21 protein-coding genes are annotated in these 25,843 nt (G+C 66.4%); 18 read left to right on the plus strand and 3 right to left on the minus strand.

Annotated features, from left to right (window positions below):
* The first annotated feature begins 35 nt into the window (after positions 1 to 35).
* Positions 36 to 3,953, plus strand: coding sequence for a DNA-directed RNA polymerase subunit beta' (gene rpoC / locus AADV74_RS16085; protein ID WP_342116006.1), 3,918 nt, complete (start codon positions 36 to 38; stop codon positions 3,951 to 3,953).
* A gap of 113 nt (positions 3,954 to 4,066) precedes the next feature.
* Here rpoC and AADV74_RS16090 read toward each other — a convergent pair whose 3' ends face one another.
* From AADV74_RS16090 to AADV74_RS16100, 3 genes are read right to left on the minus strand one after another with little or no spacing between them, the layout of a single operon-like run.
* Positions 4,067 to 4,804: an alpha/beta hydrolase gene (locus tag AADV74_RS16090; protein ID WP_342116008.1), complete on the minus strand. Its 738-nt coding sequence runs from the start codon at positions 4,802 to 4,804 to the stop codon at positions 4,067 to 4,069.
* Positions 4,805 to 4,848: 44 nt separating this feature from the next.
* Positions 4,849 to 5,793, minus strand: coding sequence for an N-acetylglucosamine kinase (locus AADV74_RS16095; protein WP_342116012.1), 945 nt, complete (start codon positions 5,791 to 5,793; stop codon positions 4,849 to 4,851).
* A gap of 51 nt (positions 5,794 to 5,844) precedes the next feature.
* A complete protein-coding gene (locus tag AADV74_RS16100) occupies positions 5,845 to 6,834 on the minus strand; it encodes an acetylxylan esterase (protein WP_342116015.1) in 990 nt (329 codons plus the stop codon).
* 287 nt (positions 6,835 to 7,121) lie between these two features.
* Here AADV74_RS16100 and AADV74_RS16105 point away from each other — a divergent pair, with 287 nt between their 5' ends.
* The 17 genes from AADV74_RS16105 (at position 7,122) to fusA (ending at position 25,802) form a co-directional block, all read left to right on the plus strand.
* Complete coding sequence (locus AADV74_RS16105) at positions 7,122 to 8,792, plus strand: GspE/PulE family protein (RefSeq protein WP_342116018.1); 1,671 nt, start codon at positions 7,122 to 7,124, stop codon at positions 8,790 to 8,792.
* 331 nt (positions 8,793 to 9,123) lie between these two features.
* Positions 9,124 to 10,779 (plus strand): type IV pilus twitching motility protein PilT, encoded by a 1,656-nt coding sequence (locus tag AADV74_RS16110; protein ID WP_342116021.1) that lies wholly within the window; start codon positions 9,124 to 9,126, stop codon positions 10,777 to 10,779.
* Positions 10,779 to 12,020 carry a type II secretion system F family protein gene (locus AADV74_RS16115; RefSeq protein WP_342116024.1) on the plus strand — a complete coding sequence of 414 codons (1,242 nt, stop codon included), beginning with the start codon at positions 10,779 to 10,781 and terminating at the stop codon, positions 12,018 to 12,020. The genes AADV74_RS16110 and AADV74_RS16115 overlap by 1 nt, the downstream gene beginning before the upstream one ends.
* Positions 12,021 to 12,223: 203 nt before the next feature.
* Entirely contained in the window at positions 12,224 to 12,652 is a 429-nt protein-coding gene (locus AADV74_RS16120; RefSeq protein ID WP_342116026.1) for a type IV pilin protein, read from the plus strand.
* A 111-nt stretch (positions 12,653 to 12,763) separates the two neighbouring features.
* Positions 12,764 to 14,182 carry a type IV pilus modification PilV family protein gene (locus AADV74_RS16125; protein ID WP_342116029.1) on the plus strand — a complete coding sequence of 473 codons (1,419 nt, stop codon included), beginning with the start codon at positions 12,764 to 12,766 and terminating at the stop codon, positions 14,180 to 14,182.
* Positions 14,179 to 14,880, plus strand: coding sequence for a hypothetical protein (locus AADV74_RS16130; protein ID WP_342116031.1), 702 nt, complete (start codon positions 14,179 to 14,181; stop codon positions 14,878 to 14,880). The genes AADV74_RS16125 and AADV74_RS16130 overlap by 4 nt, the downstream gene beginning before the upstream one ends.
* 5 nt (positions 14,881 to 14,885) lie before the next feature.
* Complete coding sequence (locus AADV74_RS16135) at positions 14,886 to 16,634, plus strand: hypothetical protein (protein ID WP_342116034.1); 1,749 nt, start codon at positions 14,886 to 14,888, stop codon at positions 16,632 to 16,634.
* Positions 16,634 to 17,461, plus strand: coding sequence for a prepilin peptidase (locus AADV74_RS16140; RefSeq protein ID WP_342116037.1), 828 nt, complete (start codon positions 16,634 to 16,636; stop codon positions 17,459 to 17,461). The genes AADV74_RS16135 and AADV74_RS16140 overlap by 1 nt, the downstream gene beginning before the upstream one ends.
* Before the next feature lie 9 nt (positions 17,462 to 17,470).
* Positions 17,471 to 18,523, plus strand: coding sequence for a type IV pilus assembly protein PilM (pilM, locus tag AADV74_RS16145; RefSeq protein ID WP_342116038.1), 1,053 nt, complete (start codon positions 17,471 to 17,473; stop codon positions 18,521 to 18,523).
* Positions 18,520 to 19,188 carry a hypothetical protein gene (locus AADV74_RS16150; protein WP_342116040.1) on the plus strand — a complete coding sequence of 223 codons (669 nt, stop codon included), beginning with the start codon at positions 18,520 to 18,522 and terminating at the stop codon, positions 19,186 to 19,188. Before pilM ends, AADV74_RS16150 begins: the two co-directional genes overlap by 4 nt.
* Position 19,189: 1 nt before the next feature.
* A complete protein-coding gene (locus AADV74_RS16155) occupies positions 19,190 to 19,966 on the plus strand; it encodes a hypothetical protein (RefSeq protein ID WP_342116041.1) in 777 nt (258 codons plus the stop codon).
* 96 nt (positions 19,967 to 20,062) lie between these two features.
* Positions 20,063 to 21,046 (plus strand): hypothetical protein, encoded by a 984-nt coding sequence (locus AADV74_RS16160; protein ID WP_342116044.1) that lies wholly within the window; start codon positions 20,063 to 20,065, stop codon positions 21,044 to 21,046.
* 167 nt (positions 21,047 to 21,213) lie between these two features.
* A complete protein-coding gene (locus AADV74_RS16165; RefSeq protein ID WP_342116045.1) occupies positions 21,214 to 21,723 on the plus strand; it encodes a DUF6121 family protein in 510 nt (169 codons plus the stop codon).
* 92 nt (positions 21,724 to 21,815) lie between these two features.
* On the plus strand, positions 21,816 to 22,442 hold the full coding sequence (locus AADV74_RS16170; RefSeq protein ID WP_342116047.1) for a spermidine/putrescine ABC transporter substrate-binding protein: 627 nt from the start codon (positions 21,816 to 21,818) through the stop codon (positions 22,440 to 22,442).
* Between the two features lie 324 nt (positions 22,443 to 22,766).
* On the plus strand, positions 22,767 to 23,141 hold the full coding sequence (gene rpsL / locus AADV74_RS16175; protein ID WP_055821401.1) for a 30S ribosomal protein S12: 375 nt from the start codon (positions 22,767 to 22,769) through the stop codon (positions 23,139 to 23,141).
* Positions 23,141 to 23,611 (plus strand): 30S ribosomal protein S7, encoded by a 471-nt coding sequence (rpsG, locus tag AADV74_RS16180; RefSeq protein ID WP_055821398.1) that lies wholly within the window; start codon positions 23,141 to 23,143, stop codon positions 23,609 to 23,611. Before rpsL ends, rpsG begins: the two co-directional genes overlap by 1 nt.
* A 76-nt stretch (positions 23,612 to 23,687) precedes the next feature.
* Positions 23,688 to 25,802, plus strand: coding sequence for an elongation factor G (gene fusA / locus AADV74_RS16185; protein WP_342116056.1), 2,115 nt, complete (start codon positions 23,688 to 23,690; stop codon positions 25,800 to 25,802).
* Positions 25,803 to 25,843 lie beyond the last annotated feature (41 nt).

Genomic DNA, 25,843 nt, shown 5'->3' on the forward strand with positions numbered 1-25,843 from the left:
AATTGAAGACTTCGGAAACTTTCCAAGGAGAGAAATTGCTCGACGCAGCCACTTTTGACGAGCTTCGTATTGGTCTGGCCACTGCTGACGACATCCGTCGTTGGTCGTACGGTGAGGTCAAGAAGCCCGAAACCATCAACTACCGCACCCTCAAGCCCGAGAAGGACGGCCTGTTCGGAGAGCAGATCTTCGGACCGAGCCGTGACTGGGAGTGCTCGTGCGGCAAGTACAAGCGTGTCCGGTTCAAGGGCATCGTGTGCGAGCGCTGCGGCGTGGAGGTCACCAAGTCCTCCGTCCGTCGTGAGCGCATGGGACACATCGAGCTCGCAGCTCCCGTGACCCACATCTGGTACTTCAAGGGCGTTCCCTCGCGCTTGGGCTACCTGCTCGACATGGCACCCAAGGACCTCGAGAAGGTCATCTACTTCGCCGCCTACATGGTGATCGACGTGGATGTCGACGGACGCCACCAGGACATGCCCGGTCTGGAGAACGAGCTCCGTCTCGAGATCAAGACCCTCGGCGACCAGCGCGACTCCCGCATCGCGGGCCGCCTCGCCAAGCTCGAAGAGGACCTCGCGGCCCTCGAGGCCGAGGGTGCCAAGTCCGACGCCAAGAAGCGCACGAAGGACGGCGCCGAGAAGGAGATGGCTCAGACCCGCAAGGCGGCTGACGAGCAGATCGCCCACCTCGAGCGCGTCTGGGAGGACTTCCGCACGCTCAAGGTCGGCGACCTCAAGCCCGAGGACAGCGTCTTCCACGAGCTGCAGGACCGCTTCGGCATGTACTTCGAGGCCTACATGGGCGCCGAGGCCATCAAGAAGCGCCTCCTCGCCTTCGACCTCGCGGCCGAGGCCGAGAGCCTGCACCTGCAGATCACCGAGGGCAAGGGTCAGAAGAAGATCCGCGCCATCAAGCGTCTGCGCGTCGTCAGCTCCTTCCTCGCCACCGGCAACTCGCCGGCAGCGATGGTGCTCGACGTGGTTCCGGTCATCCCGCCGGAGCTGCGCCCGATGGTGCAGCTCGACGGTGGCCGCTTCGCGACCTCCGACCTCAACGACCTCTACCGTCGTGTGATCAACCGCAACAACCGTCTGCGTCGTCTGCTCGACCTCGGTGCTCCCGAGATCATCGTGAACAACGAGAAGCGGATGCTGCAGGAGGCCGTCGACGCACTGTTCGACAACGGCCGCCGTGGTCGCCCCGTCACCGGTACCGGCAACCGCGCCCTCAAGTCCCTGAGCGACATGCTCAAGGGAAAGCAGGGTCGCTTCCGCCAGAACCTGCTCGGAAAGCGCGTCGACTACTCGGGTCGTTCGGTCATCATCGTCGGTCCGCAGCTGAAGCTGCACCAGTGCGGTCTGCCCAAGCAGATGGCTCTGGAGCTCTTCAAGCCGTTCGTCATCAAGCGCCTGATCGACCTGAGCCACGCTCAGAACATCAAGGCTGCAAAGCGCATGGTCGAGCGTTCGCGTCCGCAGGTCTGGGACGTGCTCGAGGAGATCATCCGTGAGCGTCCGGTTCTGCTGAACCGTGCACCCACGCTGCACCGTCTCGGCATCCAGGCCTTCGAGCCTCAGCTCGTCGAGGGCAAGGCCATCCAGCTGCACCCGCTCGTCTGCGCCGCGTTCAACGCGGACTTCGACGGCGACCAGATGGCTGTCCACCTGCCGCTGTCGGTCGAGGCCCAGGCCGAGGCCCGCATCCTCATGCTCGCGTCGAACAACATCCTGAAGCCGTCGGACGGCCGCCCGGTGACCCTGCCCACGCAGGACATGATCATCGGTCTGCACCACCTGACGACCATCAAGGAGGGCGTGACCGGTGAGGGCCGTGCGTTCAGCTCGGTCTCCGAGGCGATCCTCGCCTTCGACCAGCACTCGCTCGACCTGAACGCCAAGGTGCGCATCCGTCTGACCGATAAGTTCTTCGCCGAGGGCACCCAGCCCGAGGGCGTCGAGCTGGTCGACGGCAAGGCCGAGGGCACCGTCCTGGTGAACACTTCGCTGGGCCGCGCGCTGTTCAACGAGACCCTGCCCGCCGACTACCCGTACTTCGAGGACGTCGTCGACAAGGGCGCCATCTCGGCGATCGTCAACGACCTCGCTGAGCGGTACCCGAAGGTGCAGGTCGCTGCAGCTCTCGACAACATCAAGGACGCCGGCTTCCGCTGGGCGACTCGTTCCGGTGTCACCGTCGCTCTCAGCGACATCCTGACCCCGCCGAACAAGCCGCAGATCGTCGCCGGTTACGAGAAGCAGGCTGCCAAGGTCACGGCACAGTTCGAGAAGGGTCTCATCACCGACCTCGAGCGTCGCCAGGAGCTCATCCAGATCTGGACCAAGGCCACCGACGAGGTCGCTGTCGCCATGCGCGCCAACTTCCCCGAGGACAACACCATCAACCGCATGGTCACGTCCGGTGCTCGTGGTAACTGGCTGCAGGTGCGCAACATCGCCGGTATGCGAGGCCTCGTGAACAACCCGAAGGGTGAGATCATCCCTCGCCCGATCATCTCGAGCTACCGCGAAGGACTCTCGGTCGCCGAGTACTTCATCGCGACGCACGGTGCCCGCAAGGGTCTGGCCGACACGGCCCTCCGTACGGCCGACTCGGGATACCTCACGCGTCGACTCGTCGACGTCTCGCAGGATGTCATCATCCGCGAAGAGGACTGCGGCACGGGCAAGGGCCTCGATCTCGCGATCGTCACCCACGACGCCGACGGCAACGTCATTCTCGTCGACGGCAAGCCGACTCGCGACGACAACGTCGAGAACTCGGTCTACTCGCGCAACCTCGCAGCCGACGCGGTCAACGCCGCCGGTGAGGTCGTCGCGGCTGCCGGCTCCGATGTGGGAGACGTGCTCATCAACGAGCTCGTCGCCGCTGGGGTCGAGTCGATCAAGGTGCGCTCCGTGCTCACCTGCGAGTCCGCCGTCGGTGTCTGCGCGAAGTGCTACGGCCGTTCGCTCGCGACCGGCAAGCTCGTCGACATCGGTGAGGCCGCAGGCATCATCGCGGCCCAGTCGATCGGTGAGCCCGGAACGCAGCTCACGATGCGTACCTTCCACACCGGTGGATCCGCATCCGCAGCCGACATCACGCAGGGTCTTCCCCGCGTGCAGGAGCTCTTCGAGGCTCGTACCCCCAAGGGTGCTTCGCCCATCGTCGAGGCCGCCGGTCGCATCACGATCGAGGACACCGACCGTGCCCGCAAGGTGATCCTCACGCCCGACAACGGCGACGAGGCCATCGCGTACCCCGTGCTGAAGCGTTCCACGCTTCTCGTGGAGGACGGCCAGCACGTCGAACTCGGACAGCAGCTCATCGTCGGAACGCTCGACCCGAAGGAAGTCCTTCGCGTCAAGGGTGTCCGTGAGGTGCAGAAGCAGCTCGTCAACGGCGTGCAGGACGTCTACCGTTCGCAGGGCGTCCCGATCCACGACAAGCACATCGAGGTCATCGTTCGTCAGATGCTCCGCAAGGTGACTGTCGTCGATCACGGTGACACCGACCTGCTCCCCGGTGAGCTGGTCGACCGTTCGAAGTACAACGAGATCAACCGCGCGGCTCTGGCCGAGGGCAAGAAGACGGCTTCGGCTCGTCAGGAGGTCATGGGTATCACCAAGGCTTCGCTCGCGACCGAGTCGTGGCTGTCGGCCGCTTCGTTCCAGGAGACCACGCGTGTTCTCACGCAGGCCGCCATGGAAGGCAAGCGCGACCCGCTGGTCGGCCTCAAGGAGAACGTGATCATCGGAAAGCTGATCCCCGCCGGAACCGGACTTGCGAAGTACCGCAACGTCACGGTCGAGGCGACGGAGGAGGCCAAGGCCGAGCGTTACCCGAACCGGATCTTCGCGGATGACGCGTCGTTCACCGAGGGTGACCTGAGCTTCGTCGACTTCGACAGCTTCTCGTCCGACGACTTCACGCCCGGCAACTACAGCTAGGCACGAGTCTCACCAGGAAGGGCCCCGCATCCACTCCGATGCGGGGCCCTTCCTCGTTCATACGCCGATCGAGCAGCGCCCGTGAGAAGCGCTGACGCGTGTCGAGATCCGCTTCAGCGCCCGCGCAGCGGCAGCCACTCCAGCACCCGCTGGATCTGCTCGTCCCACCGAGCCCAGTCGTGCCCGCCGGGGCCCTCGCTGTAGCCGAGCGGCAGGCCGGCCGCACCCGCGGCATCACGGAACCGGCGGTTCTCCTCGATGAGATGGTCCTCGGTACCGCACCACACGAACAGCGATGGCACGGATGCCGCGTCGAGCGATGCCGCCAGGGCGAACAGGTCGTCACCCTTGGCCTGCGCCTCTGCGAGGCTGCCGTGGTTGGCCAGCCATTCGGCATCCTGCTCCCGGATGGCAATGTCGAGCGCGCCCGACAGGCTCGCCGCCGCTGCGATGGAGTGCGGCTTGTTCAGCGCCCACTTCAGGGCACCGTAGCCGCCCATCGAGAGCCCGGCCACGAAGGTGTCCTCCGGCTCGCCCGAGAGGGGGAAGAAGCGCTGCATCACGCGGGGCAGTTCGTCCGAGATGAATGTGAAGTAGTCGTGGCCGACGACCTGGTCGGTGTAGAAGCTGCGCCCGGCGTTCGGCATCACGACGGCGATGCCGTGCTCGGTGGCGTGCCGTTCGATGGCGCTCCAGCGCAGCCAGGCCGTCTCGTCGTCCGACCTCCCGTGCAGCAGGTAGAGCACGGGCATCCGCCCGCCCGCCAAGGTCGACTCCTGCGGGAGGATGACGTTCGCGTGGGTCGTCACGCCGAGCGCGTCGGAGAAGAAGCTGCACTGCATCAAGGCCATGGGCCCACTCTACGAGCGCGGGACAGCTCGACGCGAGGAACGCCTCAGCGTCCGCCGGCCACCGCGATATGGGGGCCGAACGGGCCGTCGAGCGCGACCGAGGGGAGGAGCGCGACTCCGTCGAGCGGATGCGCGGAGCCGGTCTGGATGTCGGCATCCGGCAGCACCTCGCGAACGGAAGTCGCGAAGGCGCCGGCGAGCTCGGGGGAGCGGAACACCCCGCCGATGCCGCGCACGCTCGCGGTCGGGTTGGCGCCCTCGCCGACTCGGCGGAGCGCCGTGAGGGCCGAGAGCGCCAGGTCACGACCGGCGGCCGTCATGATGTCGGCGGCCACGGCATCCGTCGCCGCCAGTTCGCCGACCACGGCGGCATAAGCGGCGATACGTCGCACCCGGCCGTCGTCGGACTGCAGGTCGATGTAGGCCTCCTCGAGCTCGGGGAACTCGCGCTGCACCACCTCGGTGAGGGCGGTCTCGGCGCCGCGACCGTCGTAGGCGCGCATCACGGCGTCGAGTGCGGCCCGCCCGATGGAGTAGCCGCTGCCTGCGTCGCCGATGAGGTATCCCCACCCGTCGACGCGTGCCACGGTGGAGGCTCCGACTCCGAGCGTGACGACGCCGGTTCCGGATGCCACTACGGCACCGCGTGACGCTCCGAGGGCCCCGAGGTAGGCGCCGATGGAGTCGTGCGTCAGGCGCACCTCGCGCACGCGGAACGGCTTCAGCGCGGAGAGCAGCTCTTCAGGACGGGTCTGGTCGGGGGTGAGTCCCGAGACGCCGAAGCTCACGACCTCGACATCGCTGCCCGTCTCCTCGGCCACGGCGACGACGATGCCGGCGAGCTGAGGGATGAGCGGGCGGTCTGTTCGGATGCCGGTGAACTCGAAGTCCTGCTGAGCGCCGTCAGCTCCGTCGAGGCGCACCTTGATGCCGGTCTGACCGGCGTCGATGGCTAGAGCGGACTGCGAGGCTGGCGCGGGAGAAGTCACCCGTCGATCGTAGTCGGCAGGCGACGGGCCGCTCCCTCTCCGCTAGTGCGCTCAGGCTGACGTCGCCCCGATCGTGGACAGCCGATCGGCCAGCCACGCCGCCTGCTTCACCCACTGGTGGCCCTGGCCGCCCTCGTGCTCGTTGAACGGGTACACCTCGATGGCGGCATCCGTCGCCCAATGATTGCGGGTGGCGAAGACCGTCGACGGCGGACAGGTCTGATCGTGCAGGGCGGTCGAGAACAGCGCCGGCGCCGACGCCCGCCGAGCGAAGCTGACCCCGTCGAAGTACGACAGCGTGCGGTAAGTCTGCTCGACGGCGTCGCGGTGCACCGAGAGGTACGTCACGATCTCCTGGTACGGGAAGGCATCCGTCAGCCCCACCGCGCGTTCGAAGTGCTGCAGGAACGGCACGTCGGGCAGCACGCCGACGAGGCCGTCGACGAGGCCGGCGACGGCGACGGCGATGCCGCCGCCTTGGCTAACTCCCGTGACGACGATGCGATCGGGGTCGATCTGCGGCAGCGTGCGTGCGGCGTCGACGAGCCGTACGGCATCGGTGTAGACGCGCCGGTAGTAGTAGTCGTCAGGGCTCTGGATGCCGCGGGTCATGAAACCGGGGGAGGACGGCCCGGTGCCGGCAGGGTCAGGGGTGTCACCGCCGGTTCCCCACCCGCTGCCCTGGCCGCGGGTGTCCATGATGAGATGCGCGTAGCCGGATGCCGCCCACTCGAGCTTCTCGTGCGGCAGGCCGCGCCCGCCGCCGTAGCCGAGATACTCGATGACAGCGGGCAGGGGCGCCGTGGTGCCGCTCGGCAGCAGCAACCACGCCCTGACGGGTTGGCCGGCGAATCCGGTGAAGGTCAGGTCGTACGCCTCCACCTGCGTGAGTGGGGAGGCCACCCGTTCGACCACAGGCTCGGACGGGAACGCCCGCGCCTCGTCGAGAGTGCGCTCCCAGAAGGCGTCGAAGTCCTCGGGTTCGGCCACCTCCGGCCGGTAGAGCTCGAGCTCGGAGAGGGAGAGGTCGAACCGGGCCATGCGTCATCCGTTCTCGTCGGTGGAAGTGAGACCTGTCGAGCGTATCGGCGTCGAGAGTGACACCCGCGTGCGGTGCTCTCGCCGGAGCGGAGGGGTACGCGCCGGGTCGGTGCAACGGCCGACAGAGTCGCGTGCCCCGATTGCGGGACTGGTGTGACTGGTGGGAACCCCGTTAGCTTGCCCTGTTACCTCAACAAATTCACCCGAGCTCCCCTTCTTGCCCCTACACAAACTGCGGCCGCTCGGGCCATAGCCGCAGCTTTGGTGTCCCCACCGGGAGGATCGGCGTGGCTGCGCTCTCAGAGATCCTCATCCTGCACGGGCACCTTCCCATCGAGCACCTCGACGAGATCATGGGAATGGACGAAAGCGACGAGGGTGCTGTCCGCGGCCTCGTCGATCGCGGCGTCATCAACGAGATGCAGCTCGCGAAGGCTCGTGCCGCCCAGGCCGGAGTCCCCTTCATAGAACTCGTCGACTATCCGGTGGAACGCGCAGCCGTCGTGCTCGTCTCCGCGGCAACCTGCCGGCGCTACGAGGTCCTCCCGATCGCGCTCGCCCCCGGCCGCATCGTGGTCGCCATGACCAACCCCGGGGACGTTTTCGCGATCGACGACGTGCGGGAGGCATCCGGCCTTCAGGTCGTCGCCGTTGTCGCTGAGCGCCAGGATCTCCTCACCGCCATCGCCCGCTACCACCGAGCCGACGACGAGCTCAGCGATCTCACGACCACGCTCGAGGAGGAGAACGCTTCCCAGGTCAGCGATGCCTTCAGCGTCTCGGATGCGCAGGACGATGACGCCCCTATCGTGCGTTTCGTGAACCTCCTCGTGAGCCAGGCCATCGAAGACAACGCGTCCGACATCCACATCGAGCCCGCCGAGAAGAGCGTGCGCGTGCGGTACCGCATCGACGGGGTGCTGCATGAGATGCAAGGCGCACCGAAAAGCATCCAGAACGGCGTGATCTCGCGACTGAAGATCATGAGCGATATCGATATCGCCGAGCGTCGGAAGCCCCAGGACGGCCGCATGTCGGTCAATTCCGGCGGCCGCAAGATCGACCTGCGCGTAGCGACCCTCCCCACGGTCTGGGGCGAGAAGGTCGTCATGCGCATCCTCGACAACACCAACACCAGCCTCGACCTGCGCGACCTCGGCCTCAGCGAGGCCAACGCCGCGGTCTACCGGGAGTCGTACTCCAAGCCGTACGGCATGATCCTCGTCACAGGTCCGACGGGTTCCGGAAAGTCGACCACCCTGTACTCGACCCTCAACGCAGTCGCGCGCACCGAGGTCAACGTCATCACGGTCGAAGACCCTGTCGAGTACCGGATGGCCGGCATCAACCAGGTGCAGGTGAATGCCAAGGCCGGACTCACTTTCGCCAGTGCACTCCGCAGCATCCTCCGCTCCGACCCCGACATCGTGCTGCTCGGCGAGATCCGCGACCACGAGACGGCACAGATAGCGATCGAGGCCTCGCTGACCGGACACCTCGTGCTCTCGACCCTGCACACCAATGACGCGCCGAGCGCGGTCACTCGTCTCACCGAGATGGACATCGAGCCGTTCCTCGTCGGGTCGGCCCTCGACTGCGTCGTCGCCCAGCGTCTCGCACGCCGGCTCTGCGAACGCTGCAAGCACCCCATCTACACCGACGCGCGCCAGCTCGCCGCGCTCCGCTTCGACGTGGACCCCAACGGGGATCCCGTCGGCACGTTCGCCCCCACCGGATGCTCGAGCTGCTCGAACACCGGCTACCGCGGACGCCTGGCTTTGCACGAGATCATGGCCGTCAACGAGGAGATCGAACGGATGGCCGTCGCCCGAGCCGCCTCCTCCGACATCGCCCGTGCCGCGCAGGCGAACGGGATGCGCACCCTGCGCCAGGATGGCTGGCTCAAGGTGCAGGCCGGCCTCACATCCGTCGAAGAGATCATGCGGGTCGTCGTCTGACGACCCGGGACAACAAGGAGAAGCAATGACCGACCCTTACGAAGAGCTCCCGGTGACTCCGTCGGGAATCTCGTTCGAAGACTGGGCTGCGCTCCTGACCGGCGGCACGCAGGAGGCGCCCCTACGACCTCCGATGCGGGCGGAGCCGGTGGTTCCGCGCGATCCCGAGCCGACGGCGGCCTCCGGCGACCCGACGAACGACGAGCTCGCAACACTCTTCGAGTTGCAGTGGCGGGCAAGCCTGCGTGAGGAAGTCGTCCGCGACCCGCAGCACGATAGCGGCGCCGAGAAGTACCCCTCTGAGCCAGTAGTGCCCCGAAAGGCGGACCAGATGACAGAGCAACTGAACGAGCCCTTCGCGGCACCCGCGCTGCCTGACTACGGGTCGATCGCCCCGCTCGAGCCGACCCCCTTCGTACCGGCGGCCACCACGTTGGATCCGATCGGCTCGCGGGCCGAAGCGCTGCGGCGGTCCTTCGAGGATGTCGTCGCCACTCCTGAGGACCGGGACTCCCCGCCTCCACCGCCGGCTGCCACCGCAGTGAACCGCGTCCGCGCCGAGCCGACCGCGACGGAGCTCCTGGAGGCGTGGTCACAGGCGGCGACTGAGCAGGGTGGGCCTGCACCGGAGACCGACCTGGTTCAGGACGAGGACCCTGCCGGGTTCGCCGTTCCGGTGCAGCCGATAGTTGTTGGCATCACCGCGGCCGGAGGACTCATCGACACCGACGCCACGAAGTCCAGCTCCGCGCCAGCGCCTGACCAGCTCGCCCCCGCGGCGGTGAGCGCTCCAGACATCTCGGGTTCGAAAGACGCAGAGGAAGAGGAGCGGATCTCCCCCCGCGACGGCGCGGACCCTGAGCTCATCGCGGCGCTGATCGAGGTCGTCATGCAGGGAGCCTCCGACCTGCACGTCACCGCGAATTCGGCCCCCACCATCCGTATACACGGAGGCCTCAGCCAGCTACCCGGCGAAGCCTGGTCCAGCGACAAGGTACGGCAGGCGCTTTTCACCCTCCTGTCGCCGGAGCAGAAGCAGCGCTTCCAGCGCGAACTCGAACTCGACTTCGCCTACACGGTCTCCCAGAACGCCCGATTCCGAGTCAATTTCTATCAGCAGCGGGAGAGCATCGGCGCCGCGTTCCGAATCATCCCGACGGAGATCAAGACCCTCGGTGAGCTCGGCGTTCCGGAGTCAGTCGGACGATTCGCCTCCCTCCCACGCGGCCTGGTCCTCGTCACCGGCCCAACGGGCTCGGGGAAGTCGACCACTCTGGCGGCGCTCATCGACCTCGTCAACTCATCGCGTGCCGATCACATCGTCACCGTCGAGGATCCGATCGAGTTCATGCACAACCACAAGAAGTCGCTGGTCAACCAGCGCGAAGTGGGCCACGACACGCACAGCTTCGCCTCTGCTCTCAAGCACGTCCTCCGCCAAGACCCCGACGTGATCCTGGTCGGCGAGCTCCGCGACCTCGAGACCATCTCGGTGGCCCTGACCGCCGCCGAAACGGGCCACCTCGTATTCGCGACCCTGCACACGCAGAGCGCAGCGCAGACCATCGACCGCATCATCGACGTCTACCCACCGCACCAACAGAATCAGGTGCGTGCACAGCTCGCGGCCACGCTTCAGGGCGTCGTGTGCCAGACCCTCGTGAAAAAGGCGAGCGGTCAGGGCCGTGTCGTCGCGACGGAGGTCCTGATCACGACGCCCGCCGTATCGAACCTCATCCGCGAGGGCCAGACGCACCAGGTTCCCACTGCGATGCAGGCCGGTGGATCCTTCGGGATGCACACCATCGACCAGCATCTCGCCGACCTCGTCAATCGCGGCGTCATCACGCAGCAAGCCGCCGTGGACAAGGCTCAGGACACAGAAGGCATGCTGTCGCTCGTGAACCGGGTCGAGACGCGGGCGAGCGTGATGTCCCAGACCGGTGTCGACTTCGACGATGCCTTCACGAACAGAGGCAGGCACTGATGAGCACCACCACCACCGCCGTCAAGACGTTCGACTACAAGGGGCGCAACGCCGAAGGCAAGATCGTCAAGGGGCGCCTCGACGCAGGTAGTTCCGGCAGCGCGATTTCGAGGATGCGCTCGATGGGCATCTCGCCAATCGAGGTCGAGGAGTCGGCCGGCGGTACGGGCCTGCAACGGGAGATCTCGATCCCGGGCATGAACAAGGGGGTCAAGCTCAAGGACCTCTCGATCATGAGCCGCCAGATGGCGACGATGATCTCCTCGGGCCTCTCCCTGCTACGCACCCTGACGATCCTGGGCGAACAGACCGAGAACCAGGCCCTCGGCAAGGCGATTGACGAGGTCCGGGCCGACATCGAGAGCGGGGGTTCCCTGTCGGTGGCGATGGCCAAACAGCCCCGCATTTTCCCGCCCCTCATGATCTACCTCATCCGTGCCGGCGAGACCGGCGGATTCCTGGATGGCTCCCTCGAGTCGGTCGCCAAGACCTTCGAGAAGGAGGTCAAGCTCCAGTCGACCATCAAGTCGGCCATGACCTACCCGGTGGTCGTGCTGTGCATCGCATTGCTCTCGGTTGTGGGGATGCTCATCTTCATCGTGCCGGTGTTCGAGAAGATGTTCGCGGACCTCGGCGGTGACCTGCCGATCCCGACGCAGATCCTCGTCGTGCTCTCCAAGAACATGATCTGGGCCGGTCCGCTGATCGCGATCGGCCTCGTCGTCTTCGGAGTCTGGTGGGCCCGCAACAAGAACACCGAGCGGGTGCGCCAGTTCGTCGATCCTTGGAAGCTCAAGCTGCCCGTCTTCGGCAACCTCAACCGCAAAGTGGCCATCGCTCGGTTCTCGCGGAACTTCTCCACCATGTTGGGAGCTGGCGTGCCGATCATGCAGGCGCTGAGCATCGTGGGTGAGACCTCAGGGAACACCGTCATCCAGAACGCCCTCCACAAGGTCGCCGACTCGGTGCGGATCGGCAAGTCCATTGCGGAACCACTGGCCAACGAACCGGTCTTCCCCGCAATGGTGGTCCAGATGGTGGCCGTTGGGGAGGACTCGGGATCGCTGGAGAGCATGCTGGGCAAGATCGCGGACTTCTACGACGACGAGGTCGAGGCCACCACAGAACAGCTCACCGCACTCATCGAGCCGTTGATGATCACGGTCATGGGCGCGGTGATCGGCGGCATGATCGTCGCCCTCTACATGCCGATCTTCTCGATCTTCAACGAGATCAAGTAGCCCGAGTCGCTTGGCGTATGCCCTGCCGGGTATGCGTCGTCGAGCTTCAGAAATCTGCACCGCATCACCCCAGCACTGGGGGCGAGTCGAGGCCCTTTTACCCCCGGGAGGGGGATTTTGGGTCCGAATATGCCGCCAATAGCATCAGGATCGGTCGACCTACCTCCGGCCAGACGTCACCCTACGGACAGAATGGAAAATCCATGAACAGCATGCTGAAAGCACTCGGCGACCGTCGCCAGGCAATGGAGAAGGAGGAAGGCCAGAAGGGCTTCACCCTCATCGAGCTCCTCGTCGTCGTCATCATCATCGGCATCCTCGCCGCCATCGCCATCCCCGTCTTCCTCTCGCAGCGCGAGGGTGCTTGGCAGGCTGCGGCGCAGTCGGACCTGAAGAACGCCACCATCGCCGCCGAGACCTTCGCAACGAAGAACAACGGCGCCTACGGCAGCCTCACCACCGCCGCCCTCGCAGCGAACGGTTACACGCAGACCGATGGTGTGACCGTCGCGGTCTCCGGTACCCCGACCGCCACCGGCTACGTCCTCACGTCGACCAACAGCAACCTGCCGACTGCTAGCGACACCTGGACCTACACGAGCACCACCGGCAAGATCACCGGCCCCAACTGATCCAACCGATCACCACGTGCGGGGCGTCGCCACGGCGGCGCCCCGCATCGGTTCCACCCGGTTCCACAAGCTCCACCCCCGCGGATCCCGACTCCCCTACAGAAGGACACCGTGAAAGCTCTACGTGAGCGTCTCGGCCTCGATGGAGACCGGGACGCAGGAATGACCCTCATCGAGGTCGTGGTCGCGCTCTTCATCTTCGCGATCATCTCCACCGGTGTGCTCTACTCGATGCTCTCCGTCGTCCACTCGACGCGAGACTCCCGTGCACGACACGTCGCGGCCAACCTCGCCGCCCAGGAGATCGACCTCGCCCGCGACGTCGCGGACCTGTTCACCCTGACCGGCGGCTCGCACGACGTTATCCTCAACGGCGACACCTTCACGGTGACGGTTGCCACCCAGTGGGTCTCCGACCCCAACACCGACCTCTTCTGCGGTGCAGGCGGCGGCTCGATCAAGTACAAGCGCGTCAACGTCACCGTCGAGTGGACGGGCATGATCGCCCCGGTCCGCGCCGACACGGTCATCGACCCGCGGAATCGCATCAACGACCCCCAGCTCGGAACGATCCTCGTCTCCGTCCTCGGATCGAGCGGATCGGGGATGTCCGGCATCTCCGTCACCGCCGTCCCGAGTGCCATCCCCGATGGCGCGACCGCACTCACGCAGACGCCGAGCGCCACCGATGCCCAGGGCTGCAGCTACATCCTCAAGGTGCGTCCGGGCAACTACGACGTCTCCATCTCGAAGAGCGGCTACATCTCGAACACGCAGGAGACCTCACCGCCGAAGCAGGTCAAGGTGACGGCGGGTGCGTCCATCTCCGCCGACTTCGCCTATGACAATCAGGGCGGCATCCGGGCCACCGTCGGTTCGAACGCGCCCGCCGGCGCGTACCTTCCCAACAATCTCGACACCACCTTCATCCCGCTGCAGAGCGCGACCTCCGTGTACTACGGCAAGTACACCGGATCGGCGACGAGCACGAACACCGCGAAGGTCAAGGACTACTCGGTCTATCCGAGTGACGGCGGTTACGAGGTGATGGCCGGGAAGTTCGTCGGAGCATCGACGGCTACGACGGGCTGCCTCTCGCCGGACCCGTCGGCGTGGGCCGACGGTCTCATCGGGGCGATCACGTACGGCGGCAACCGGGATCCCGGCGTCTCGACGCTCCCGGGCGCATCGGCGTCCTCCGCGCCGGTGTCCGTCCGGATGGGAGTCATCACCCTCTCGGGAAACTGGGCCAGCGGGAACAACTACCTCAAGGCGGTTTCGGCGACGGGCACCCCTGCCGACCCCGGATGTGCCACGCCGCTCAGGATGACCTACACCTTCGGACAGGTCCTGCCCTCCTCGGGAAGTATCACGATCGCCCTGCCCTACGGCTCCTGGCAGCTGTTCTCCGGGAGCAACACCAGCCAGACGTCGACGATCGCCTCTCCACGCATGGCCGTCACCCTCCCGAGCACCATCACGCCCGCGGGGAGCGTCGCGACGCTCGACCCGAGGGTGGTGCTCCCGTGATCCGCGTGCGCCGCCGGCTGGCCGGCCAGGTATCGGGGGATAAGGGGCTCGGCGTCGCCGAACTCGTGGTCGCCATAAGCCTCCTCGCGGTGCTGATGACCCTCGTCGTGAGCCTCGTCGTCAACGTGTCGCGCACCTTCACCCGCGAAGCCTCGGCCACAGACAGTGCAAATGTGGCAGCTCTCGGCATGCGGGAGGTCACCCGTGTCATCCGCGCCGGGACCGAGATCCCCGTACAGACCAGCGTGGTCAACGACCCCGTCTTCATCCTTGCCAAGCCCACGGAGGTCACGATGTACGCGTACCTCGACACGTCTGCGGCCTCACCGAAGCCGATCATGGTGAACTTCTCGGTCAATGCGACCACGGGCGACCTCCAGGAGACGCGCTGGGACGCGACTCCGGTCGGAACCCGATTCTGGAGCTTCGCGACGACATCCACCTGGCAGAAGCTCGTCGCGCGGAAGATCATCGCTCCCACGGGGACGGAGCAGACCCTCTTCAGCTACTACAAGAGCGACGGGACGGAGATGAACCTGGCGGCGGGCGCGAGCCTCACCGCCGCTCAGCTGCGCGACGTCGCCGCCGTGCAGGTCTCCCTCAAGGTGCAGGCCGACGTGACCGGGCGCGCCGCGCCGGTACTCCTCCAGAACACGGTTGGCATCCCCAACCTCGGCGTCTCGCGGGTGGCATCATGATCAGGTTGGCCCGGTTCATTCGTTCCCGCGTCGAGAAGGACGGCGACGAGGGCATCGCGCTCGTCATGGTCATCGGCATCGGCAGCGTGCTGGCTGTCCTCGTGGTGGCAGCGCTGGCCTACTCGCTCGGCGGCATCAAGGCTGCCCGCGACGACCAGGACTGGAACGGCGCGATGGCGGCGGCGTACGCAGGCATCGAGGAGTACCAGAGCAGGCTCTCCGAAGACCCGAGCTACATGAAGTACGGCAATCCCGCCGCGACATTCTCGGCGGGCAGCACGCTGACGCCCCCCACAGGCACGGCGACCAACCCCGCCTTCGGGATCGGGACGACGGGCACCTGGGCCGAGGTCGCTGGCAGCGACGACAGCGCCTATTTCCGCTACGAGCTCGACAGCCGGAACTACGCCTTCTACGGCACGTTGCGGCTGCGATCGACCGGCCGGGTGGGCCAGGAGACGCGGACCATCGTCGCGGACCTCAAGCAGGAGGGGTTCATCGACTTCCTGTACTTCACCGACTACGAGATCCAGGATCCCGAGGTCACCGGAGAGTCCGTGCCGACGTGCGTGAAGTACGCCTGGTCGGGGCGGACGGGCAGCAGCTGCGGCGAGCTGTCCTTCGTCAACGGTGACACCGTCAACGGCCCGATGCACTCCAACGACATCATCCGCGCCTGCGGGACGACGTTCCTCGGCCCGGCAACGACGGCGTGGAACCCGGCGACGGGCTCGAAGTACCGCGCCCAGGACTCCAACGGCAACTCGTGCTCCGGTACTACCTTCGCCCTCTCCGGTTACCCGGCCTACAGCCCCCTCGTCGGCATGCCGGCGACGAACGGGCAGCTCAAGACCGAGGTCCGCAAGGACCTCACGGCCACGACAGTGCCGCGGCCGGGCTGCCTCTACACCGGTCCGACGACCATCACCTTCGCCTCGAGCGGCAAGATGACAGTGCGCTCACCCTGGACCAGGGCGACCCAGGTCGTCGGCGACCCGGCGACGGGTGGGGACATGCTGGGTGCGTGCGGAACGGTCGCGGACCTCCGGTCAGGCGCAGGCGCGACGATCGACGTGCCTGCCAACAACGTCATCTACGTGCAGGGTGTGCCGGGGACCGTCGGCAACCCCAATTACTGGGCGGCGACGGCCCTCCCGACCGGGGTCACCTGCACGGGGCTGACCGGAAGCACGGGAAGCGGAAACGGCATCGGGTTCCCGACGACCAACGAGAAGGCCCCGGCCGACTCGACATCGGGGACAAAGGCCTACGGCTGCCGCAACGGCGACGTCTTCGTCAAGGGCGACGTCAACGGGCAGGTCACCGTGGCCGCCGAGAACTACGTCTACGTCACCGGCGACATCAAGTACGTCGACTCCCAGGACGACATGCTCGGGCTCGTCGGCAACGGCGCCGTCTACGTCTGGAACCCGATCAACTCGTCGAACGGCACCCTGTTGAGCAACAGCGGCCGCCGCATCGACGCCGCCATCCTCTCAGTCGCCCACTCCTTCCAGGTCCAGAACCCGGGTTACGGCGGCAGCCGCGGGGTGCTCAACGTCAACGGCGCGATCGCGCAGAAGTTCCGCGGACTCGTGATCGGCAACGGCAACGGCTACACGAAGAACTACGTCTACGATCCCCGATTCAAGTTCACAGCCCCTCCGAAGTTCCTCTCGCCGGTCACGACGACCTATGGCGTCAACGTGTGGGTGGAGACCGCTCCCGCGATGAAGGTCAACGGGAGCTACTGATGGTCGCAGTGGTCGGCGTGCTTTCCGGGGTCCTCGGCCTCATCCTGGGCTCGTTCCTCAACGTCGTGATTTACCGGGTGCCGGCAGGGATGTCCGTGGTGGCACCCCCGAGCGCCTGCCCGCGGTGTGCGACGCCGATCAAGCCGATCGACAACATCCCGGTCCTGTCGTGGCTCATGCTGAGAGGCCGCTGCCGGTCGTGCCGCACCGCCATCTCGCCTCGGTACCCCTCGGTCGAGCTCGGAACCGCGATCCTGTTCGCCGTCGTCGCGGTCGTCTTCTCGACCGGGATCGACGAGCTGTCGTCGAACACCGAGATCATCGCCTGGGCGATCGAGCTCGCCGCGTTCCTCTATCTGGCGGCGATCACGGTGGCCCTCGCGATGATCGACATCGACACGCACACGCTGCCCAACCCCATCGTGCTGCCGAGCTACGCGGTCACGATCGTCCTGCTCACTGCGGCCAGCCTCGTCGGCGGTGACGTGGATAGCCTCATCCGAGCGCTCGTCGGCGGTGCAGCACTGTTCGCGTTCTACTTCGTGCTGCTCCTCGTCTACCCCCGGGGAATGGGCTTCGGCGACGTCAAGCTCGCGGGCGTCCTCGGCTTGTACCTGGCCTGGATCGGCTGGGGCCCGCTCGTCGTCGGAGGGTTCGCAGCGTTCCTCCTCGGCGGGATCTTCGCGATCGGGCTCGTCCTCCTGCGCAAGGCCGACCGCAAGACGGCACTTCCCTTCGGACCCTGGATGCTCGCCGGCGCCTGGATCGGAATCCTCATCGGCGAACCACTCGCGAACTCGTACCTGACATTCGTCGGGCTGGCATAGGAGGTAGAAATGGCGAAGAACATCGTCGGCCTGGACATCGGATCGGCAGGATTGCGCGCCGTCGAACTCGCGGACGCCGCCAAGGCGAAGCCGACCGTGGTGAGGTACCACGAGATCGAGTTGCCCCCTGGGGCGATCAGTCGCGGTGAGGTCGTCGAGCCGCACACCGTGGCCGGCGCCATCAAGCGTCTCTGGTCAACCGGAGGATTCACCAGCAAGAACGTCGTGCTCGGCGTCGGGAACCACCGCGTACTCGCTCGTGATTTCAGCGTCCCCCGGATGTCGCCGCGGCGCATCCGGGAATCGCTGCCGTTCCACGTGCAGGACCTCATCCCGGTGCCGGTCTCGGAGGCACTGCTCGACTTCTACCCCAACTCGGAGAGCATCGGGGAAGGCGGCCAGCCCCATGTGAGCGGCCTGCTGATCGCCGCGGTCAAAGAGGCCGTTATGACCAACGTGCGCGCCGTGCAGCTGGCAGGCCTCAACCCGGTCGACGTCGACCTCATCCCGTTCGCCCTCAGCCGGGTTCTGCTGCGCGGTGACAACGCAAGTGGCACCACCGCGGTGATCGACATCGGGGCGCATACGACAACGGTCATCATCTCGTCGCACGGGGTGCCGCAGTTCGTGCGTATCATCCCGACCGGCAGCGACGACCTCACGAACACGCTCGGCACGAGGCTGGAGATCGATCCCACCCGTGCAGAGGAGGCGAAGCGCAGCATCGGACTCGCCACGGCCGGCTATCAGCCGGAGCACGAAGAGGCCGTGACCGTCATCTACGAGGTCACGAATGAGCTGCTCACGAGCATCAGGAACACACTCCTCTACTTCACGAACACGCGGCCGGCTCAGCCGGTTCGCCAGGTGATCCTCACCGGAGGCGGCTCAGCGCTCGAGGGCTTCACCGCAGCGCTGGGAGAGATCGTCCGGGTACCGGTGGTCCCGGCCCAGCCATTCTCGACGCTCTCACTCGCCCGCCGGCTGAAGCAGCAGGAACTCGAGGTCGCGGGCGGACGGGGCGCAGTGGCCGTCGGTCTCGCGTTGGGGAAGGCAGCATGAGCACCATCGCACAGGGCCGTGACGTCCTCGTCATCGGGGGTCTGCCCAGCGTCGACCTCATGCCACCGGAGGTGCGCGCCCAGAAGGCGGGCAAGATCCTCCGAGGGCGCCTCGGTTTGGGCGTCGCACTCGTCGCCGTCGTCACGGTGGCCGGCGTGGCCCTCGCAACGGTGGCCGCGATCAACGCCGAAATCAGCCATGCGGCCGCCCAGGCGACCACCGTCGGTCTGCTCGCGCAGCAGAACCAGTACGCGGCGGCACGTGCCGCCCAACAGGGCATCCAGACCGGCCACGAAGCGCAACGCGTGATCGGCGGGACCGAGGTCGACTGGCAGAGCTATCTGGCCTCGGCGACGGCCGCTCTTCCGGCCGGTACCGTCATGAGCGAGTTCTCGATCGATTCGGCTACTCCGATGGTGGCGTATCCTCAGTCGGCCGACCCGCTGCAGACCGCCCGGGTGGCCACGCTCCGCCTTGTCGGGACGAGTGCAGTGTTCGGTGCCGTCCCTGACATGCTCGACAACCTCGCGAAGATCCCCGGCGTCATAGACACCCAGTTCGGTCCTTCAACGCGGAATGACGACGGCACCTACAAGACGACGGTCGAGATGCATCTCGATGAGACGGCTTATGCCGGTCGGTTCGAACCGAAGGATGGTGAATGACATGCGCGGGCAGAATCAGATCTGGATCATCGGAGCGGTCCTCGTCTCCGTCATCATCGTCGCCGCAGGATGGTTCCTGGGTGTATCGCCGCAACTGGCGGCGGCGCGGACGGCCGAGACGGACCAACAGGCCGTCGAGGCTCAGAACGCGCAACTCGAGGCTGAACTCGTGACTCTCAAGGAGGACTTCTCTCACCTCGACGAACTCGAGGCACAGAAGGCGACGCTGCGCCAGGCGCTGCCGGCAGAGGTGTCGATGTCCACCTTCGGCCGGGAGATCGATGCCCTGGCCGCGGCGACAGGGGTCGGGATCAAGAACGTCGAATCCGAGGACGCCGTCCCGTACATCCCGCCTGTCGGTGCTGCCTCGGTCGCGCCTCAGCCGATCGCGGATGCAGAGGGCGATGCGTCCGCCAGTGGCGATGAGGCGAGCGGAGAGCCGACGGAAGAGCCTGCCGCGCCCGTTGCGGCACCGGTACCCACAGTCCCTGGGGGCACCGCCGTTGCTCCCATGCCCTACTCGAACGACCTCGTGACCGCGGCAGGATTATTGGCGGTACCGGTGACCATCGAGGTGACCGGAGGCCAGGACCAGCTGCTCGCTTTCCTCAAGGCGATCCAGTTCGGGTCTCGGCAGCTCTCGGTCTCGACTGCCGTCCGTGCCGAGACGCAGGCGAGCGACTTGACTCCGCCGGGGCTGAAGATCACGGGCTACATCTGGGTGCTCCCCGAGGCCGCGGTGCCAGTCGCAGCGGACCCGACTGCGACGGCAGGCTGATCCATCCGGCCCCGCACGCCTAACGCTCCACCGGGCGCCCCGTTGCTAGTGTGAGCAACGAACGGGCGCCCGCTGGGCGCGGGAGGAGTACGACAGATGAGCACGACGGAGCCGAACGGGGCCGCAGAGCCCACGAACGAGCCCACGCCGACCACGAGCCCGACGCAGGTTGCGGGTGCTCCCGTCGACGCGTCGACAGGAGCCACCACGGTCATCGACACTCCCGCCGAGCCCGTTGCCCCGTCGGCCGCGCCGGTTGCGGAGCCCGAGCCGCTCATCGAGCCGCCGGCACCTGAGCCCGCGGCCCCCTACGTCGCTTCGGCCGTCGACACGACCCCGGATGCCGCTCCCGTCGACGAGAAGCCCATCGACTACGACTACGCGGCCGAGCCCGAGCCCTACATCTCGCCCTCCACGATCGCGGCTCCTGCCGCAGCGGCCGGTGCCTCGGCCGCAACCGCCCAGCCCGTCGTCGACGAGACTCCCGCGGCGAGCTACCCCAACGACGCCTATCCGGCCCAGGCGACCCCCATCTATGTGCAGGCGCCGACGCCGCCCGTCGACAAGGGCAACCGCGGGTTCGGAATCCTGGTCGGCCTCATCGCGACAGCGGTGTTCGCCATCCTGTACTCGATCGTCGCGCTCATCACTGCAGGCGTCTTCACGGGCGACGGTGCGGCCGACGCGTTCCTGGACTTCGCGATCCGACCGGTCTTCTACGTTCCGATCATCGCCTTCTTCGCTGCCTTCGCCCTGCTGGCCGCCATCGTCAACCGGGCCGGGTGGTGGTCGTGGGTCGTCGGTGCGTTCTTCGGCGCCGTCCTCGTCTACTTCTCCTACATCGCGGCATCGCTGCTGACCGTCGGCGCCTGGAACCTCACCTACGACGAGGCCGTCGCCTTCCTCGCCAACCGTTGGTTCGACCCGCTCGCGATCGGTGCAGCCGTCATCGCCCGTGAGGTTCCGATCTGGTTCGGCGCCTGGATCGCGTCGCGCGGACGCAAGGTCACGGAGCGCAACGCCGCAGCACGCGTCGAGTACGAGCGAGTCCTCGCCGAGGGGCCGACCCTCAGCCGCTGACAGCTGCGCGGGCGCCTCGAGAACGAACTTCTCGCGGCTGCAGCCCATCGAAACCGCAGGAAGCGCGGGTGCCGATCCACCGGCACCCGCGCTTCCTTCGCTGTCGGGGGCATCCGGAGCACGCCACGGCCCGCGGATGCCGCTCACACCCCGCGTAGCCTGAGTGCATGTCCATCCCCGCATCCGAGCAGGCTCCGCGCCGCGTCGTGCTCACGCTCGCGGTGTTCGCGCTCGTGGCGTTCGTCGCCGCCGTCGTCTGCGCCTTCGGATTCGCCAGCCTCATCACCGACGTGAGTGTCATCGACGAGGCGGATGCCGGTCCTCTCGTCGGCCCCCTCATGGTCGCCGCTGCCGCCTTCGTGCTGTTCAGCGCCCTCATCGTGGTCGGCATCCGCGTCGATGCCACCTCGCGCTTCATCTCCCTCTGGGCCATCACCGCCACGGGCATAGCGACGACTGCCGCCTATCTCCTGGCCGGAGCCGTCGTCTACTCGGCGACGACGGGCGACCTCCTCGACGCGGTGCTGTTCCTCGGGCATCACATCCTGCGGCTGTTCACGCTCGTCGTCTTCCTGCTGGCCGTCATCACTGCAGTGCTCTACCTGCTCGTGCTGCTGCGCCAGCTGCATGGGGGCCTGCGACCACTGTGGCCGTGGGAGAAGCCGGGCAGGGGCTGACAGCACGCCGCCCAGCGAGTTCCGCCCGAATCCCCCGGAATCACGCGGCGGACGGTACGGTGAGAATCGTGGAAGGCTCGATCGAAGCCCGTGTGAGCCACGAAGTCGACAACTGGCTGCGGTGGCTGCCTAAATGGCGCCCCGGCACCCATCGGTCGCGAACGAGATTGTGCCGTCGGTGCTTCGGTTCGCCGATCATCGCCGCTGCCGGCCTCTCCACCGACGTGCCGCACGCCGTGCAGCACGCGCTCTCGATGCGCATGAAGCTCATCATCGACTCGGCGGTCGACGACTACACCGACCGCAACCTCCCGTTGCTGCGCCGCGAGATCCGACTCAGCGAGGAGCGCAAGGCGCACCGGCCGTATCGACCGGGGGAGGGGCTGCCTCCCGAGGCGACGGGCCTCGAACTCGATCCAGAGCCCGAACCAGGACAGCCGTACCTCTTCACGCTGGGCGAACTGGCCAGCGAAACAGCTGCCGAGCTGGCGCCGCCGCCGCCCGAGCCCCTGTCGGAGCCCGAGAAGGAGGCCATCCGCGCCGAGGTCAAGCTCGCCGACCAGTACGCCAAGCAGATCGGCCGCCGGGTGTGCGTCGAACTGGTTCAGCACCGCGACCGCATAGAGAAGGCCGTCGGCGACATCGTCGAGCCGCAGATCGCCCAGCTCCTCGCCGACCTCGACCGGGAACTCGACTCCCCGCTCTGGCCCGGGTTCTGAAAGGAATGCGGATGTCGGCATCCGTGTTACATCTCACGTGAACCCTGCCTGAACGCAGGCCGTGAGACACGCGCCCGCGTTTGACCGCCTGTGTGGCGGGCGATAGAGTAGGGCGGGTGTGCGCTCCTGTGCGCGCTTGCTTCGTGCCCCGGCTCCGGCCGGGATGTGAGCCGGCGACCGAGGGCCACAAGGAAGGGAGCCCTGAACGGGCTGCCCCCACGGCATACCCACCATACAAACGGCATCGCTCGTCTGCGATGCCGGTGGGTCGTGATGTGAAACAAATCATCAAGCTGTCACCGTGCAGCACAACAAGGAGAAATAGTGCCAACCATTCAGCAGTTGGTCCGTAAGGGGCGCACGCCGAAGGTCTCGAAGACCAAGGCTCCCGCTCTGAAGGCCAACCCCCAGCAGCGCGGCGTCTGCACGCGCGTCTACACGACGACGCCGAAGAAGCCGAACTCGGCCCTCCGCAAGGTCGCCCGTGTGAAGCTCTCCAACGGAACCGAGGTCACGGCCTACATTCCCGGCGAGGGTCACAACCTGCAGGAGCACTCGATGGTGCTCGTGCGCGGCGGTCGTGTGAAGGACCTCCCCGGTGTGCGCTACAAGATCGTTCGCGGCGCACTCGACACCCAGGCGGTCAAGAACCGTAAGCAAGCGCGTAGCCGCTACGGAGCGAAGATGGACAAGAAGTAATGCCTCGTAAAGGACCCGCGCCCAAGCGCCCCGTCGTCGCAGACCCCGTCTACGGCGCACCGATCGTCAGCCAGCTCGTCAACAAGATCCTCAAGGATGGCAAGAAGGCCATCGCCGAGCGCATCGTGTACGACGCTCTCGAGGGTGTCTCGGCCAAGAATGGCCAGGACGCCGTCGTCACCCTGAAGAAGGCACTCGACAACGTGCGCCCGACCCTCGAGGTCCGGTCGCGTCGCGTCGGTGGTTCCACCTACCAGGTTCCGGTCGAGGTCAAGCCTCACCGCGCGAACACCCTGGCGCTGCGCTGGCTCACCAGCTACGCCAAGGCTCGTCGCGAGAAGACCATGACCGAGCGCCTCACCAACGAGATCCTCGACGCGTCCAACGGCCTCGGTGCCGCTGTCAAGCGTCGTGAGGACACTCACAAGATGGCCGAGTCGAACAAGGCATTCGCCCACTACCGCTGGTAGTCGGCAGGCGGATGCCGCGACTCGCGTCGCGGCATCCGCCCCATCTTCACCCCAACAACTTTTCGGAGGACACCCCGTGGCACAAGACGTGCTCACCGACCTGAGCAAGGTCCGCAACATCGGCATCATGGCCCACATCGATGCCGGCAAGACGACGACAACTGAGCGCATCCTGTTCTACACGGGCGTCAACCACAAGATCGGCGAGACCCACGACGGCGCCTCGACGACCGACTGGATGGAGCAGGAGAAGGAGCGCGGCATCACGATCACGTCTGCCGCCGTGACCTGCTACTGGAACAAGAACCAGATCAACATCATCGACACCCCCGGCCACGTCGACTTCACCGTCGAGGTGGAGCGCTCGCTCCGCGTGCTCGACGGCGCCGTCGCCGTCTTCGACGGCAAGGAGGGCGTCGAGCCCCAGTCCGAGACCGTCTGGCGTCAGGCCGACAAGTACAACGTCCCGCGCATCTGCTTCGTCAACAAGATGGACAAGCTCGGCGCCGACTTCTATTTCACCGTCGAGACCATCGTGAAGCGCCTCGGCGCCAAGCCGCTGGTCCTGCAGCTCCCGATCGGCTCCGAGTCGAACTTCGAGGGCGTCGTCGACCTGATCGAGATGCGTGCACTCACCTGGCGCGGAGACGCCAAGGGTGACGTCCAGATGGGCGCCAAGTACGCCATCGAGGAGATCCCCGCCGACCTCGTCGAGAAGGCTGCGGAGTACCGCACCCTCCTCCTCGAGACCGTCGCCGAGACCAGCGACGACCTCATGGAGAAGTACTTCGGTGGCGACGAGCTGACCGTGGCCGAGATCAAGGCCGCGATCCGCAAGCTCACCGTCAACTCGGAGATCTACCCCGTCCTCTGCGGTTCCGCGTTCAAGAACCGCGGCGTGCAGCCGATGCTCGACGCCGTCATCGACTTCCTCCCCTCCCCGCTCGACGTCCCCGCCATCGAGGCGCACGACGCTCGCGACGAGGAGAAGGTCGTCATGCGTCACGCGGACTCCACCGAGCCGTTCACGGCTCTGGCGTTCAAGGTCGCTGTGCACCCGTTCTTCGGTCGCCTCACCTACGTGCGCGTCTACTCGGGTCGTCTCGACTCCGGTGCCCAGGTCATCAACTCGACCAAGGGCAAGAAGGAGCGCATCGGCAAGATCTTCCAGATGCACGCCAACAAGGAGATCCCCGTCGACTCGGTGACCGCCGGCAACATCTACGCCGTCATCGGCCTCAAGGACACGACCACGGGTGACACCCTGTGCGACCCCGACAACCAGGTCGTGCTCGAGTCGATGACCTTCCCGGAGCCCGTCATCGAGGTCGCCATCGAGCCGAAGACCAAGGCCGACCAGGAGAAGCTCGGTACCGCGATCCAGAAGCTCGCCGAAGAGGACCCGACCTTCCGCACCGAGCAGAACCAGGAGACCGGTCAGACGGTCATCAAGGGAATGGGCGAGCTGCACCTCGACATCCTGGTCGACCGCATGAAGCGCGAGTTCAACGTCGAGGCCAACGTGGGCAAGCCCCAGGTCGCGTACCGCGAGACGATCAAGAAGGCCGTCGAGCGTCACGACTTCACTCACAAGAAGCAGACGGGTGGATCGGGCCAGTTCGCCAAGATCCAGTTCGCGCTGGAGCCCCTCGAGGTCACGGCCGAGCAGACCTACCTGTTCGAGAACAAGACCACCGGTGGACGCGTTCCCCGTGAATACATTCCCTCGGTGGATGCCGGATTCCAGGACGCCATGCAGTACGGCATCCTGGCCGGATACCCGATGGTCGGCGTCAAGGCAAGCCTGCTTGACGGCGCTGCACACGACGTCGACTCCTCGGAGATGGCGTTCAAGATCGCCGGCTCGATGGGCTTCAAGGAAGCCGCTCGGAAGGCGAACCCGGTTCTGCTCGAGCCGCTGATGGCCGTCGAGGTGCGCACCCCTGAGGAATACATGGGTGACGTCATCGGTGACCTGAACTCGCGCCGCGGTCAGATCCAGTCCATGGAGGACGCCAGTGGTGTGAAGGTCATTCGCGCCAACGTCCCCCTGTCGGAGATGTTCGGATACATCGGCGACCTGCGCTCGAAGACCTCGGGCCGCGCCGTGTACTCGATGACGTTCGACAGCTACTCGGAGGTCCCGAAGGCAGTCGCCGACGAGATCGTCCAGAAGAACAAGGGCGAGTAACACCACCTGCGTTCACCGCGCTGGAGCACTGACAGCAATGT

Origin of the sequence: Leifsonia stereocauli (assembly GCF_038432415.1) — a bacterium.
GTDB lineage: Bacteria > Actinomycetota > Actinomycetes > Actinomycetales > Microbacteriaceae > Orlajensenia > Orlajensenia stereocauli.

Bases quoted from the DNA above. Each gene is read 5' to 3' on its own strand.
- AADV74_RS16150 (WP_342116040.1), top strand. From the start codon at position 18,520: ATGAGCACCATCGCACAGGGCCGTGACGTCCTCGTCATCGGGGGTCTG.
- rpsG (WP_055821398.1), top strand. From the start codon at position 23,141: ATGCCTCGTAAAGGACCCGCGCCCAAGCGCCCCGTCGTCGCAGACCCC.
- AADV74_RS16090 (WP_342116008.1), bottom strand. From the start codon at position 4,804: ATGGCCTTGATGCAGTGCAGCTTCTTCTCCGACGCGCTCGGCGTGACG.
- AADV74_RS16160 (WP_342116044.1), top strand. From the start codon at position 20,063: ATGAGCACGACGGAGCCGAACGGGGCCGCAGAGCCCACGAACGAGCCC.
- pilM (WP_342116038.1), top strand. From the start codon at position 17,471: ATGGCGAAGAACATCGTCGGCCTGGACATCGGATCGGCAGGATTGCGC.
- AADV74_RS16155 (WP_342116041.1), top strand. From the start codon at position 19,190: ATGCGCGGGCAGAATCAGATCTGGATCATCGGAGCGGTCCTCGTCTCC.
- AADV74_RS16120 (WP_342116026.1), top strand. From the start codon at position 12,224: ATGAACAGCATGCTGAAAGCACTCGGCGACCGTCGCCAGGCAATGGAG.
- AADV74_RS16165 (WP_342116045.1), top strand. From the start codon at position 21,214: ATGTCCATCCCCGCATCCGAGCAGGCTCCGCGCCGCGTCGTGCTCACG.
- AADV74_RS16100 (WP_342116015.1), bottom strand. From the start codon at position 6,834: ATGGCCCGGTTCGACCTCTCCCTCTCCGAGCTCGAGCTCTACCGGCCG.
- AADV74_RS16140 (WP_342116037.1), top strand. From the start codon at position 16,634: ATGGTCGCAGTGGTCGGCGTGCTTTCCGGGGTCCTCGGCCTCATCCTG.
- AADV74_RS16115 (WP_342116024.1), top strand. From the start codon at position 10,779: ATGAGCACCACCACCACCGCCGTCAAGACGTTCGACTACAAGGGGCGC.
- AADV74_RS16110 (WP_342116021.1), top strand. From the start codon at position 9,124: ATGACAGAGCAACTGAACGAGCCCTTCGCGGCACCCGCGCTGCCTGAC.